The sequence below is a fragment of the Luteimonas suaedae genome (genome assembly GCF_008312895.1).
Lineage (GTDB): Bacteria > Pseudomonadota > Gammaproteobacteria > Xanthomonadales > Xanthomonadaceae > Luteimonas > Luteimonas suaedae.
This window is the reverse complement of record NZ_VSSP01000006.1, coordinates 82602-96250: the sequence shown is the minus strand read 5'-3', so window position 1 is coordinate 96250 and position 13649 is coordinate 82602. Positions and strand designations below refer to the sequence as shown.

General features: G+C 70.6%; 16 protein-coding genes. 3 read left to right on the top strand and 13 right to left on the bottom strand.

Annotated elements, in window-relative coordinates; translation table 11 throughout:
* The first annotated feature begins 109 nt into the window (after positions 1–109).
* On the top strand, positions 110–466 hold the full coding sequence (locus FXO19_RS10945) for a DUF1428 domain-containing protein (protein ID WP_149195132.1): 357 nt from the start codon (positions 110–112) through the stop codon (positions 464–466).
* A 77-nt stretch (positions 467–543) separates the two neighbouring features.
* Entirely contained in the window at positions 544–966 is a 423-nt protein-coding gene (locus tag FXO19_RS10940; RefSeq protein ID WP_149195131.1) for a GFA family protein, read from the top strand.
* Positions 967–1060: 94 nt separating this feature from the next.
* Here the strand turns inward: FXO19_RS10940 and FXO19_RS10935 are convergent, their stop codons facing one another.
* Together FXO19_RS10935 and FXO19_RS10930 are read right to left on the bottom strand one after the other, a co-directional pair.
* Positions 1061–2329, bottom strand: coding sequence for an RNA polymerase sigma factor (locus FXO19_RS10935; protein ID WP_149195130.1), 1269 nt, complete (start codon positions 2327–2329; stop codon positions 1061–1063).
* 107 nt (positions 2330–2436) lie between these two features.
* Positions 2437–2832 (bottom strand): YciI family protein, encoded by a 396-nt coding sequence (locus tag FXO19_RS10930; protein WP_149195129.1) that lies wholly within the window; start codon positions 2830–2832, stop codon positions 2437–2439.
* A 245-nt stretch (positions 2833–3077) separates the two neighbouring features.
* On the opposite strand from FXO19_RS10930, the gene FXO19_RS10925 reads away from it, so the two are divergent.
* Positions 3078–3872 carry an META and DUF4377 domain-containing protein gene (locus FXO19_RS10925; protein ID WP_149195260.1) on the top strand — a complete coding sequence of 265 codons (795 nt, stop codon included), beginning with the start codon at positions 3078–3080 and terminating at the stop codon, positions 3870–3872.
* A gap of 296 nt (positions 3873–4168) precedes the next feature.
* Here FXO19_RS10925 and FXO19_RS10920 read toward each other — a convergent pair whose 3' ends face one another.
* The 11 genes from FXO19_RS10920 to FXO19_RS10870 form a co-directional block, all read right to left on the bottom strand.
* Positions 4169–4783, bottom strand: a complete 615-nt coding sequence (locus tag FXO19_RS10920) for a YbhB/YbcL family Raf kinase inhibitor-like protein (protein WP_149195128.1) — start codon at positions 4781–4783, stop codon at positions 4169–4171.
* A gap of 76 nt (positions 4784–4859) precedes the next feature.
* Entirely contained in the window at positions 4860–6923 is a 2064-nt protein-coding gene (locus FXO19_RS10915) for a tetratricopeptide repeat protein (RefSeq protein WP_149195127.1), read from the bottom strand.
* Between the two features lie 63 nt (positions 6924–6986).
* Entirely contained in the window at positions 6987–7973 is a 987-nt protein-coding gene (locus FXO19_RS10910; protein WP_149195126.1) for a YheT family hydrolase, read from the bottom strand.
* Positions 7974–8020: 47 nt separating this feature from the next.
* Positions 8021–8857 carry a lysophospholipid acyltransferase family protein gene (locus FXO19_RS10905; protein ID WP_149195125.1) on the bottom strand — a complete coding sequence of 279 codons (837 nt, stop codon included), beginning with the start codon at positions 8855–8857 and terminating at the stop codon, positions 8021–8023.
* 137 nt (positions 8858–8994) lie between these two features.
* Positions 8995–9378 (bottom strand): hotdog fold thioesterase, encoded by a 384-nt coding sequence (locus FXO19_RS10900; protein ID WP_255516387.1) that lies wholly within the window; start codon positions 9376–9378, stop codon positions 8995–8997.
* A 183-nt stretch (positions 9379–9561) separates the two neighbouring features.
* Positions 9562–9756, bottom strand: coding sequence for a hypothetical protein (locus tag FXO19_RS10895; protein WP_149195123.1), 195 nt, complete (start codon positions 9754–9756; stop codon positions 9562–9564).
* 31 nt (positions 9757–9787) lie between these two features.
* A complete protein-coding gene (locus tag FXO19_RS10890) occupies positions 9788–9982 on the bottom strand; it encodes a hypothetical protein (protein ID WP_149195122.1) in 195 nt (64 codons plus the stop codon).
* 33 nt (positions 9983–10015) lie between these two features.
* Positions 10016–10204 carry a hypothetical protein gene (locus FXO19_RS10885; protein ID WP_149195121.1) on the bottom strand — a complete coding sequence of 63 codons (189 nt, stop codon included), beginning with the start codon at positions 10202–10204 and terminating at the stop codon, positions 10016–10018.
* A 337-nt stretch (positions 10205–10541) separates the two neighbouring features.
* Positions 10542–12512: a phospholipase D family protein gene (locus FXO19_RS10880; protein ID WP_149195120.1), complete on the bottom strand. Its 1971-nt coding sequence runs from the start codon at positions 12510–12512 to the stop codon at positions 10542–10544.
* Positions 12509–13075, bottom strand: a complete 567-nt coding sequence (locus FXO19_RS10875) for a YceI family protein (protein ID WP_187775740.1) — start codon at positions 13073–13075, stop codon at positions 12509–12511. Before FXO19_RS10875 ends, FXO19_RS10880 begins: the two co-directional genes overlap by 4 nt.
* Entirely contained in the window at positions 13072–13548 is a 477-nt protein-coding gene (locus FXO19_RS10870) for a SixA phosphatase family protein (RefSeq protein ID WP_149195118.1), read from the bottom strand. The genes FXO19_RS10875 and FXO19_RS10870 overlap by 4 nt, the downstream gene beginning before the upstream one ends.
* Between the last annotated feature and the right edge of the window lie 101 nt (positions 13549–13649).

Below are 13649 nucleotides of genomic sequence, written 5' to 3'. Positions count from 1 at the left end.
GCGCGCCACCGGACAACCCCGAACCGCTCGATGGCACCGGTCGAAATCGCACATCGCGGATCGTCGTTCCAGGAACGACGGCCCTTCACCACTCGCAACGGAGGACAACATGAGCTACGTCGACGGTTTTCTGCTGGCGGTTCCCAAAGCCAAGCTGGCGGCCTACAAGGCGCTGGCGCGCAAGGCCGGCAAGATCTGGATGGAGTACGGCGCCACGCAGTACGTGGAGTGCGTGGCGGATGACGTGGAGCCGGGCAAGGTCACCTCCTTCCCCAGGGCGGTGAAGCTGAAGGAGGACGAGGTGGTGGTGTTCTCCTACATCGTCTACAAGTCGCGCACGCAGCGCGACCGGATCAACAAGAAGGTGATGGCCGACCCGCGCCTGGCCGGCATGGATCCGAAGACACTGCCGTTCGACGGCAAACGCATGATCTGGGGCGGGTTCAAGGGCCTGGTCGAGATGTGATCCGGGGCCGGAACACGTCTGCCGGCCCGGCACTACGATCGACGGCGGTCTCGGCCGCCGTCCGAAGGAGAGACGACATGCGCAGGACCTATTACGGCAGCTGCCACTGCGGCGCGGTCCGCTTCGAGGCGGACATCGACTTCGACGAAGGCATCCGCAAGTGCAACTGCAGCTTCTGCTGGAAGACCGGCTACCGCAAGGCCCTGATTCCTTTCGACGCCTTGCGCATCGTGCAGGGCGAGCAGTCGCTGCACGACTACCGGCCCGAGCCGTCGGCCTGGCCGCCCGGAGACGTCGACCACTACTGCTGTCCCACCTGCTGCACACACCCGTTCTCGCGCGGGTACCTGGAAAAGGAGATGGGCGGCGAGTTCTGGGCGGTCAATGTGGCCTGCCTCGACGACGTCGACGAGGAGACGCTCGCTGCGGCACCGACGATCTACGAGGACGGCAAGCGCGACCGCCAGGACCGCGCGCCCGACATCACCGGCTATCTGTAGGACGCGACCGGGCCGGCCGCGACTTGCATCGCTCCCACGCCAGGGCCGCGGCGCGGCGCCGGAAAGCGACGCGCCCCGGCCTATGGCTGCCGGATCAACCGGCTCGTGCCGCGCTCTGCGCCGCACGCTCCAGCAACAGGCGCCGCTCGGGCTCGTTGCCGGCCAGCGCGGCGGCGCGTTCGAATTCGATCAGGGCTTCGGCGTGGCGTTCGAGCTTCGCCAGCAGGTCGCCGCGCACGGCGGGCAGCAGGTGGTAGTTCGCCAGCGCCGCCACCTCGCGCAGCTGGTCGGCCAGGTCCAGGCCGGCCTGCGGACCATGGGCCATCGCCAGCGCGACCGCGCGGTTGAGTTCGACCACCGGCGAGGGCACCAATTCGGACAGGGTGTCGTACAGGGCGACGATGCGCGGCCAGTCGGTGGCCTCGGCGCTCGGCGCGCGCGCATGACAGGCTGCGATCGCGGCCTGCAATGCATATGGACCGCGCACGCGTCCGAGGCGCTCGGCGCGTTCCAGCGCCTCCAGGCCGCGGCCGATCAGCAGGCGGTCCCACTTGCCACGATCCTGGTCGGGCAGCAGGACCGGGGCGCCGTCGGCGCCGGTGCGCGCGCCCAGCCGCGAGGCCTGCAGTTCCATCAGCGCCACCAGGCCGTGCACCTCAGGCTCGTGCGGCATCAGCTCGGCCAGCACCCGCCCCAGCCGCAGCGCGTCCTCGCACAGCCCCGGCCGTATCCAGTCCTCGCCGCTGCTGGCGCTGTAGCCCTCGTTGAAGATCAGGTAGATCACGCCGAGCACCGAGGCCAGGCGTTCGGCGAGTTGGTCGCGCGGCGGCAGCTCGAACGGGACCTGCGCCGCGCCCAGGCTGCGTTTGGCGCGCACGATGCGCTGGGCCACGGTCGGCTCCGGCAACAGGAAGGCGCGCGCGATCTCCGGCGTGGTCAGCCCGCCCAGCAGGCGCAGGGTCAGCGCCACCTGCGCCTCGGTCGACAGCACCGGGTGGCAGGCGATGAAGATCAGCCGCAACAGGTCGTCGCCGACGGCATCGTCGAGCGCAGCTTCTTGTTTGGCGTCGATGTCCTCGCGTTCGGATTCGAGTTCGTAGGCGAGCTGTTCGTGCTTGCGGTCCAGCAGCTTGTGCCGGCGCAGACGGTCGATCGCGCGGTGCTTAGCGGTGGCCATCAGCCAGGCACCCGGGTTATCCGGGATGCCCGAATCGGGCCAGCGCTCCAGCGCGACCACCAGCGCATCCTGCGCCAGCTCCTCGGCCAGGTCGATGTCGCGCACCATGCGCATCAGTCCGGCGATCAGCCGGGGCGACTCGATCCGCCAGACGGCGTCGATGGTCTTGTGCACATCCGTGGTCATGGCAAGCGATCACAGCACCATCTCCGCGGCCAGGCAAGGGCCACTCGTCGTGCGCCCGGCGGCTCGGGCCGGCGCACAGCCACACCGTCGCGGACGGCGGGACCCGTTCACGCCGCCCGTCCGTCGCGCTCGTGCGTGGGCGCGGCACCGAACGCCTCGGCCTCGAGCACCGGCCGGATCTCGATGTCGGTGTCCCCGCGATGCGGATTGGGACAGCGTTTGACCCATTCGATCGCCTCTTCCAGCGATTTGACCTGGAGCAGCCAGAAGCCGGCCAGCAGCGCCTCCGTCTCGGCGAACGGCCCGTCGATCACGGTCCGGGTTGCGCCTGAAAAGCGCACCCGCACGCCCTTTGCGCTCGGGTAGAGGCCTTCGGCATCGAGCAGCACGCCGGCCCTGACCAGCATCTCGTTGTAGCGGCGCATCTCGGCCAGCAGCCGTGCGTCCGGCAGTGCGCCGGCTTCGCTGTCCCGGGTCGCCTTCACCATCACCATGCAGCGCATGTCGTTTCTCCCACGATCGCGCGGATCCCCCACCGACGGTGCCGGCGCGGCGGCCGCTCATCTGGACGACGAACGACGCGCACCGGGATCGACAACACGGTCGCGGCGGCGCAAAGCGTGACCCGCGCCACATGGACGACCTCGAACCGGACGCGGGCGTACGCAACCCCATTGGCGAAACTGCCGCGTTCAACCTGTTAGTTTCGATCCTGCCTCCTTGCCTGGGAACCGCCATGACACGTCGCCTGCCCCCATCCCTGTCGCTGCTGCTGCCTTTCGCCCTCGCCGCCTGCGCGCCCACCGAGCCACCACCGGCCACGCCTGCGCCCACACCCGCTACGGCGGCGATGCCGGTCGGCGGCGACCGGCTCGAGGCCTATCACTGGCGCCTGCGCGACGCGGTCGCCGCCGATGGCAGTCGCATCGACGCCCTGTTCGCCAGCACCGAACGTCCGCTGCAACTCGACTTCAGCGAGGGCCGGCTGGGGGTGTCGGGCGGCTGCAACCACATCGGCGGCAGCTACACCCGCGAAGGCGACACCTTGCGGATCGACGAGCTGATGCAAACGCTGATGGCCTGCGAGCAGGCGCTGATGGCGCAGGATGCCGCCGCCAACACGCGCCTGCAGGGCGAACTGCAATTGCGGCTCGACGACGGCGATCCGCCGATGCTTGCCCTCACCACTGCCAAGGGCGACCGCCTGCGCTTCGAAGGCGCCGCCACCGCGGATACCCGCTACGGCGGCGCAGGCGAGACCGTGTTTCTGGAGGTCGCCGCGCAGCGCATCGCCTGCAACCACCCGCTGATCCCGGACATGCAGTGCCTGCGGGTGCGCGAGGTGCACTACGACGCGCAGGGCCTGAAGGCCGGCGCGCCGGGCGAATGGCAGCCGCTGTACGAGGAGATCGAGGGCTATACCCACGAGCCGGGCGTGCGCAACGTGCTGCGGGTCAAGCGCTACGCGATCGAAAACCCGCCGGCCGACGCATCGTCGATCGCCTACGTGCTCGACATGACGGTGGAATCGTCCGTCGAATGACGACAGCCGGCGCGGCAGCGCGCCTGTCGTAGGAGCGCGCCATGCGCGCGATGCCGCGGGCGCTTCCGGTGTCGGCCATCGACGGCTCTTGCGCGGGCCGGAAGGCGCGCCGGTGTCCGGAATCTCGTGACGGCGAAGCGCCCGCGGCATCGCGCGCATGGCGCGCTCCTACGGAAACGATAGCCGGGGTGCCGCATCCGCGGCGCCCACGCCGCGTGCGATAACGATGGACCGTTGGCCAAGACGCCCACCGCAAGCGCGCGCGGACGACCGGGCCGGCCGTTCCGGCGTCGCGGTTATCCCTGCGCGTCTGGGTTGAGGCTGTAGGTGCCGTACACCGCGGCCTCGGCCAGCACGTGGTCGTGCATTGCGGCGAGTACGTCGCCGGCAGTGAACTTCTCCGGCAGTTCGAGACGCTCGACGTCGAGCGCGAACAGGCGGAAGAAATAGCGATGGGTGCGCAGGTCGTTGGACGGCGGATACGGACCGTCGTAACCGAAGTACTCCCCGCCCATGGCGTCGTCGCCGGCGAAGAAGCTGGTGTAGTCGTTCAATCCCTGGCGCGCGCCCGCGGGGCCGGGCGGATTGCGCTTGCCGCCCTTGGTGGGGCCATCGCTGCAGCTGCCCGCCGTGATCTCGCGCAGGTCGGCGGGAATGTCGGCCATCACCCAGTGGTGGAATTCGGTGCGCGTCTGCTCGGCGGGAATCTGCACTCCGTCCTTGTTCACCATCTCGCCCACCGTCGGCGCATCGGGATCGATGCACAGCAGCGCGAACGCGCGTGCGCCATCCGGCACCTCGTCCCAGACCAGGTGCGGATTGCGGTTGCCGCCGAATCCGTCGGGCGTGCCCAGCGCGAACTCGGAGGGGATCGGCCGGCGGGGTTCGAAACTGTCGCTGCGGATACGCATCGCTGTCTCCTGTGTCTGGGTGTCGGGAAACCTCCGGACGAGTCCGGAGGTGACGCGCGGAGAATAGCGCGCGTCCTCAGGTCTCCGGGTAACCCAACCGTACCGCCACCGGCGTGAGCACCGCGAAAGCCGCCGCGAGCACGTCGCCGTAGGCGCGCCAGTGGCCGGCGGCAAAGCGCCGGCCGTTGAACAGCCCGGCCGGCGGCACCGGCAGGGCCAGCGCCAGTGCCTCGCCGAGCGCACTGGCCGCGGCTGGCGGATCGTTGACGCTCTCGTCGAGCCGCAGCAGCCGGTGCGGATGCAGGTCGCGCTCGTGCAGCGCCGCGACCTGTTCCAGCCCCCGCGCGAGCCAAGCGGCCGCCTCCGGCAGCGAACCCATCCGCAGCGGCACCGGTGCGCCGAACGCGAGCCAGTTGATTAGCATGTCGCGCGGATCGCGCAATGCGACCAGCACGCGCGCCTGCGGCACGTGCGCGCCGATCATCTCGAGCAGCGCGTTGTCCCACCACAGCAACCAGTCGACCACCGCGCCGTCGGCGATCTGGCGCGCCGGCAGCTGCGCGCGCCAGGCCTGGGCGAGCGCGGCCGGATCGGCTTCGCCACGGGCCAGCGCGGGGATCGTGTGGACGTTCTGCAGCGGATCCTGCGGCGGTTGCGGGCCGAAACGATCACCGCGGAACGCCGGCACGATGCCGCCGAGCAACTGCGCGGTGCGTTCGATACCGGAGCCCGGCAGCCCGGCCAGGAACACCACCGGCGGCGCGGCGTCCGGTACCGGTGCGGACGCCTGGCGCGGCGCCTGCGGATCGCTCCATTCGGGCAGCGGAATCATGCGCTCGCTCGCTTCGGCGTGCAGGTCCGTCCAGATGCGGACCGCCTCGCCGTGATGTTCGGCACCGTCGTTGGCGATCGCCAGCCAGCCGCGGACCATCCGCTGCATGCGCGTGTCGGTCGTCAACTGCTGCAGCTCCTCGGCACGGTGGACCGCGGCCTGCGGATCGCGGCGCGCCAGCAGGTCCAGCAGCTTCGCCTCGGCCAGCACATGCCCCGGCTGCAGGGCGACGATCCGCCGCGCAGTCTCTTCCGCGGCCTGCGCGTCCTCGTCCAGCAGCGCCAGCTTCGCTTCCAGCGCCGGCACCGCCTCGGGTGTCGCCGCCAGCCAGCGCGCGACCACCTCGCGCCCGTGTTCGGGCGATCCGCGTTCGAGCGCGAGGCGTGCCTGCCACAGGCCGGCCACGTGCGGCGAGGTCGCCAGTGCGGCGTCGAGCGTGTTGCGGGCGTCGTCGACGTCGTCCAACTGCTGCCACGCAGCCATGATCAGGTTCAGGGCGCGGCCGTCCGCCGGGTTCGCCGCCAGCGCCCGCCGCAACCACGGCAGGGCTTGCTGCGGCCGCCGCAGCGCCAGTTCGAGTTGCCCGGCGAAAGCGAGATTGGCGGGCGTGGCCTGCGACTCCAGCAGCGGCTGCAGTTCCGCCAGCGCCTCCTCGTGCCGCCCCTGACGGTGCACGACTTCCGCGATCAGGCGCTGTTGCGCCGGGCCACCGACCTGTTGCTCGCGCATCCGCCGGAAAATCTGCTCGGCGAACGCCAGGTGCCCCTTCGCTAGGTAGGCGAAGCCGAGCGCGTTGAGCAGTTGCGGATCGTCCGGCGCCCGCGCCTGCGCCGACGACAGCACCGACAGCGCGCGATCGGCGTCGCCGCGGCGCAGCGCAACCATGCCGGTCACCGACGCCAGCGCCGGATGTTCGGGCGCGATCCGCTCGGCGATCCGCACCAGCCGCTCGGCCTCGTCGACATCGCCCAGCCCGACTGCCAGCTCCGCCTGCACCACGTAGGCGCCGAACTGGTTGGGGTCGAGTTCGATGGCGCGTGCGAGCTCCTGCTGCGCGCTGCCGATCTGGCGCGCGCCGATCAGGAAACCGGCGCGCTGCAAATACAGCGCGGCATCGTCCGGCGCCAGCGCGATCGCGTGATCGATGGCGGCCATCGCCGCGGCATCGTCGCCGGCCGCGCGGTGCGCCAGCGCCAGCAGGTGATGGGCGCGGGGGTCGTTGCCGTCGGCCTCGACCGCAGTAGTGGCGGCGGCAAGCGCCTCGTCATGGGCGCCGCGGCGCAGGGCGTCGAGAATCTGTTCGTGCATCGTTACGGCTATCCGTCGGCGGCCGGCCATTGTAGCGGCTGGCCCCTGCCCGACCCGCCGCGCCTACGCCGTGGCGGCGAGCCGTTCGGCCACCCAGCGCTCGGCGTAGCCGTCCAGGCGCGCGTTCTCGAGAAAACCGCAGTGGCCGCCCCAGGGGGCGATCTCCACCGTCGCGGTCTCCGGCAACTGCAGCGCGCGGAAGCCGTCGACCGGAATCACCGGATCGTCGGCGCTGGTGAGGATGTCGACCGGCACCTGCAGCGATGCCAGGCGCTGGCCGGCGATCGAGTAGCCGTCGAAATAGTTGTCGAGCGAGCCGAAGTCGGTATGCCGCAGCACCAACCATTCGGTCAGCGCGCGCATGCCGAGCTTAAGCGTGGCATCGTCGAAATCGTGCAGCTGCGGGAACAGCGCGCGCTTGCGCAGCAGCGAGCCGCGCCACTTGCGCTCGAAATAGCGCAGGTATAGCGGCATTCCGCGCTCCATCTGCACCAGGGTCAGCGCCGGATCGAGCACCGGGCAGACCGCGGCCACGTGCGCCAACGGCAGGCCGGCGGCGGGCGCGCGCAGCGCCAGCCGCAGGGCGAAGTTGCCGCCGAGCGAGTAGCCGGCGGCGACCAGCGGACGCGCCGGGAAGCGCCGCGCGATCTCGAGCGCTGCCTGCACCACCTCGTCGATGCGGTTGGAATGGAACAGGTCGGGATTGAGGTGGTGGGTCTCGCCGTGGTCGCGGAAATTCAGCCGGAACACCTCGAACCCGCGGCGCAACAGCTGCGCCGCCGTCAAGCGCATGTAGCTCGATTCGCTGCTGCCTTCCCAGCCGTGCAGCAGCAGCGCCAGCCCGCGCGGCGCGGTGTCGGGCACGGCGCTGTGCATGCCGAACAGGCGCACGCCGTCACCGGCGTCGAGCAGGTGTTCGAAGGTCTGCGCCCCGGTCGCCGCCAGCGCCTCGGCACCGCGTCGCCGCCGCCACGGGCTCGAACCGAGTGCCGACTGCATGTGCGCATTGCGCAAACAGCGCGGTGGAAGGTAGGAGCTGCGATCAGACATGCGCTCGCTGTCGGGAAGGCGGTGGGCGCGGTGCAGGTCCTCGCGGCTCACGCCGCGTCGTCGCCGGCGCGACCGGCGTGCATCGCGGCGACGATCCGCTCGCGCGCGACCTCGGCGATGCGCCGGCGGCCGATGGCATCGCCCGGTGCGATCGGCTCCAGGAACGCCACCTCGGCGCTCCGGGCCGGCTCGCCAAGCAGACGTAAAAAGTTGCCGACGAAGCTTTCGCGCTCGCGGAACGCCACCATGGTCTGCGCAGCGGCGTGGTCGCCGTAGCGCAGCGCCACCGGCTGCACCGGCACTCCGGCCTCGACCGCGGCCAGGAAGATGCGGGCATGGAACGGCCCGACCTCGCGGCCATTGCGGGTACGGCCCTCGGGAAACACCCCCACCGAGCGCCCGCCGCGCAGCCGCGCCAGCATCTCGTGCAGCACGCCACCCAGCGATTCCTGGCTGCCGCGCTGGTGATAGATGGTCTCGCCGCGGCTGGCCAGCCAGCCGACCAGCGGCCAGCGGCTGATCTCCTTCTTGGCGACGAAGCCCATCATGCGCTGGCTGTGCAGGGCGATGATGTCGATCCAGCTGACATGATTGGCGACGAACATGGTCGCGCCGTGCATCGGAACGCCGCTGCGGCGCAGGCGGAACCCGAACACGCGCATCAGCCCCGCCGACCAGGCGCGGATCAGGCGGTGGTCGAGGGGCTCGCCGCCGCGCAGGCGAACGGAGGCGGTCAGCGGCGTCATCGCCAGCAGTACCAGCGGCAGATCGACGAACAGGTGCCAGAGCAGCATTGGCACGCGATAGCCGTAGCGCAGCATGCGCAGGGCGTTGCTGTCCGCGACGGACGCGCTCGTGCTCGAGAGGAATGGCGGCTGGTTCATGCGTTGCGAGGAAGACCCGTGCCGGTCGCGACCGTTTGCCGCGAACAGACCCGTGATTATGGGGCAGATGCAGGTGACGGGCGCGGACGCAGCGATCCCTCCGCGGATGCCGCCGTCGCCGACGGCGATGCGGGGGGTCAGCGCCGCGGCCGCGCCACCACCGCTAGGGTCAGGCGCGAAATGCAGACCAGGCGCCCGGCGTCGTCCTCGATGCGGATCTCCCAGACTTGGGTGCTGCGGCCGACATGCAGCGCGCGTGCCGTGCCGGTGACGCGGCCGCTGCGCACGCCGCGCAGGTGATTGGCGTTGATCTCGATGCCGACGCAGCCTTCGTCCTCGCCGACCGAGAGCATGCCGGCGGTGCTGCCGAGAGTCTCTGCCAGCAGCACCGAGGCGCCGCCGTGCAGCAGGCCGTAGGGCTGGTGGGTGCGGACGTCGACCGGCATGGTCGCGCGTAGGTAGTCGGGGCCGAGTTCGGTGAAGACGATGCCCAGCGGCTCCATCGCGGTGTTGCGCGACATCGCGTTCAGCGCTTCCAGCGTCTCGGTACGCCGGAACGGCGAGTGGGGTTGGGCGGATCCCGCGGCGGCGCGGTCGGTGTCGTTCATGCCCGCACGATAGCCGAGCGTCGCTTCGCATCGCCAGCGCCACGGCAATCGCGGCTGACAGGTCCGGCCGCTGGCGCGACCGCGGGGAACCGCGGCTCAGGCGCAGCGGAAGCGCGGCGCGAGGTGGTTGCCGACGTAGTGGCGATCGGCCGCGTAACCGCTGCTGCTGCCATAGCCGACGCCGAAATCGCGCGCGCGATGTTCGCGGCGGGCGGTGGTGACGGCGGTCGACTTGGGCGTGGCGGCCCGGGCGACTTGCGGAGCAGCGTTGCGGACGGGGAGCGTGTTCATGACGGTGTCTCGGGGAGAGGCGTGCGGTGGCTCAGGCGATCCGGAAGCGCGGGACGAATGCAGTACCGGCGTAGCGACGAGCGTGGGCGTAGCCGCTGCTGTGGCCGTAGCCGACACCGAAATCGCGGCTGCGCGGTTCGCGGGCAACCGCCACCCGGGCCGAGGCGATCACGACGGCGGGCAGCGGGCGCGGGCCGGAGGGGAGCGAGAGGGCGAAGACGTTCATGGCGGTTCCTCTGTGGATAGCGGACGTGGCGGATCAGGCGAAGCGGAAGCGCGGAGCGATCGAGGCGCTGGCGTAGCGGCGGTTGCTGACGTAGCCGCTGCTGTTGCCGTAGCCGACGCCGAAGTCGCGGACGCGGTTTTCGCGGCGGGCGGGCGGAGCCTTGGCGGGAGTGGAAGGACGGACGTGGTCGCGGCGGTCGGCGATGAGAGACTGGACGTGCATGGCGAGCTCCTTTGGGGTAATAGTGCTGCGGTGTGCTGGTAGACTACAACACCTGGACAACACGACATGTGCCGGAAGTCACCCCAGCCCCGGAATCTCAATAAGTGGTTGATTTATAAGAGAGCCGCCGACGCCCGGGCCGACGAACGGTCTACAGGATCGGCGTCGGACGGTGGACCTGAGGGCGGAAAGGAGGCGCGTAAGGCAGCCTGCCGTCGTCCCAGCCCAAGCTGGGATCCAGCTTGATGTTGCAGTTTCGCTCGGACCGGAAGATGGATCCCAGCTTGCGCTGGGATGACGGGCAAAAGCAGGCTCTTCCGATTCCCGATTTCCGGCCCTACAGGATCGGCGCCAGGCCGGCCCCGAACGCGGTGAAGATCCGCGTCAGCACGCTCTTGAAGCCGAGATTGACCTCGGGGAAATCTCCCACCGGCTCGTGGCAGGCGCGGAAACCGGGATCGTCCGGCGGCGGCGCCCGCGGGCAGTCCGGTCCGGGGACGAACTCGTAGCTGGTGGCGTAACGGGTCGGCCACAGGTCGAACAGCGGCAGGTGCTCGGAGATCTTGGCCAGTGAGTAGTCCAGTCCCGAGAACACCGGTGGCTTGTCGCGGCGCGCGATCGCCCACGAGTTGGCCGGCGCGATGTCACGGCGGATGCTGGCGGCCAGCGCGCGCGCGAACGCAGGATCCTCGATCACCAGGGCGCTCTCGGTGTTGAGGTTGTCGCCGCGCGGATCGAAGTTGTGGGTGCCGACCACGCCGACGCGCTCGTCGATCACCAGCGATTTCGAATGCAGGCCGATGCGCACGCCGGCCCGCTGCAGCGGCACCGGACGGTTGACGCCGACACCGGCGTAACGCAACGCCGAGTATTCGCGGTTCAGCGGCAACCGTTCCCGTGACCGCGATTCCGGGCGCGGTCCCGATCCGCTCGGCTGCAACTGCACGTCGTCCGGTGTCGACACAGGACCATCGTCGCGAGCCTCGATGTCGACGCTGCCGTCCGCATTCCAGCGGATGCCGACCGCGCCGGTGGCGTCAAGATCGATCGGCGCGTCCTCCGGGAACGGCTTGTACTCGTAGATGTTGAAGCCGAAGTCGCGCAGGTAGCGGCGCTTGTACTTGTACGACAGCGCATAAGTGATGAAGGAATCGGTCGCCGCAAGACTATTCGTCGACACCACCACGCGCGGTCCGCCGGGGCGCTCGTGCAGCGATTCGAACAACGCCTGCGCCGGGCGCGACAGCACCAGGTACGGCGTCTGCAGCAGCACCTCGCGCTCGGCCGATTCGATCAACGCGCGCAACTCCACGGTCGACGGCGCGACGTCTTCGTAGCTGCGGCGGTGCTTGTCCGGGGGATCGGCGATGAACGCGACCTCGCCCACCGGGATCGCCGCCGCCGCCAACCGCTCGTTGACCAGCAGCGGATCGTCGGCATCGCGCGAGATCGCCGCCACCCGCTCCGGCGCGGTGAACGGCGCGTGCGGCATCGGCGGCGCGCCGTCGCGCAGCAGTCGCCCGGCGACATCCGTCAGTTGCGCCACCGGCACGCTGCGGCGTGCGTGCCAGAACGCCTCGAAGTTCGCCTTCATCTCGCCCGCCACCGGGCCGGCGACCAGCACGTCGCGGTCGCGGAAGTTGTAGGCGCCGTCCCAGTCGTAGTACCTGTCCTGGTAGTTGCGCCCGCCGGTGATGCCGACCATGTCGTCGATCAGCAGGATCTTGTTGTGCATGCGCCGGTTGAGCTGGCGCCAGCAGCAGGCGGCCGCGAGCAGGTACTGCGGATAGCTGGTCCGCGCCCGCCCCAGCAGCGGGTTGTAGACCCGCATCTCGAAGTTCGCGTGCACCGATGCCAGCGCCGCCAGGGTGTCGACGTGCTTGAGCGCGGACAGCTGGTCGACCAGCATCCGCACCCGCACCCCGCGCCGCGCGGCGGCCAGCAGCTCGTCCAGGACCAGGCGGCCGGCGTCGTCCTCGTCGTAGATGTAGGTCTGCAGGTCGATGCTGCGCTGGGCGCTGCGGATCAGGTCGAGCCGCGACAGCAGCGCATCCTGGCCGTAGTCGAGCAGCAGCGCGTAGTGCCGCGGCGCGCCCGGGGCGCTCTGCGCGAAGGCGCGCGCGCCCAGCGCGCGCAGCGGCGAGGGCCGTGCGCAAGCGGTCAGCGGATCGTCGCAATCGATCGCGGTCGAGCGCGCCTGCGCCGCGACATGCATCGCCTGGTCGCGCTGCAGCGGCGACAGGCTCGTGCAACCGCTGCCGGCCGCCGCCAGCAGCAGCACCACGCATGTCCGCAGCACCGGTCTCACCGGGGCGGCGCCGCGCGCAGCACGAGGTCGAACTGGACCCGCTCGGCCAGCGCGAAGGCCCAGCGGTCCATCGCGTAGTCGGCGCGGCGCACGCTGCCGGTGACCTCCACCGGGCAATCGACCAGCGGCCGCTCGCAGGCCGCGGGCGCGATCTCGAACAGCTCGCGCCGCTGCACGCCACGGATGTCGAGCACTCCGGCGAGTTCGCCGCCCGCGCGCACCAGCGCCGGCGCGAACGCCTCGGAGACGAACGTCACCTGCGGATGCCGTTCCGCGTCGAAGAAGCCCTCGCCGCGCGTCAGCCGGCTGTAGCGCGGATGGCCGACGATTTCGATATCACGCGCCGACAGCCGCAGGTGCACCTGCTTGCGACCGTCGGCGAGCAGCCGGACCTCGCCGTCGAACGCCAGAAAGCGCCCCTCCAGCGACTGGCCCCAACGGGTGCGCAGGGTGAAACCGACCTGGGAGGCGGCGGCGTCGATGACGATGTCGTCGCCATTGCCCGCCGACGGCGCCGCGGGCAGGAGCAGGAGAGCGATCAGCAGCGCCGCATGGCGCTTCACGGCCACCAGAATGCGGAGAGGGTGGCGGCGCCCGGCTCGATCGCCGTCTCGGTCGCGAACTCCAGCACCGCGATCCCGCCCGGCGGGATGCCGCGATAGTCGCCCGACTGGCCGCTGTGCAGCAGCGCCGCCAGCCGCTCCAGTCCCGGGTTGTGGCCGACCAGCAGCAGCCGGTCGACATCGCGGTGGGTGTCCACCAGCGCCGCCAGGGTGCCGGGCGTGGCGTCATAGATCGCCAGTTCCAGGCGCTGGTCGACATAGCCCAATGTCGCCAGCACGGTCTCCAGCGTCTCGCGCGTACGCCGCGCCGGCGAGCACAGCACGCAGTCCGGCACCAGCTTGCGCTGCTGCAGCCAGCGCGCGGCCGCCTCGGCCTCGGCATGGCCGTCGGCGGACAGCGGCCGGTCGAGGTCGGACTGGTCGGGCGCCGCGGGCTCGGCGTGGGCGTGACGCAGCAGGATCAGTTCGCGCATGGGTCGGAGAAGCCGGGAATGGGGAATTGAGAATAGGGAATCGGGGGCAATCCTGGTACTGCCGCCAGCCGAGCCGGAACCGGCGACGGGCTTGCGCTGTC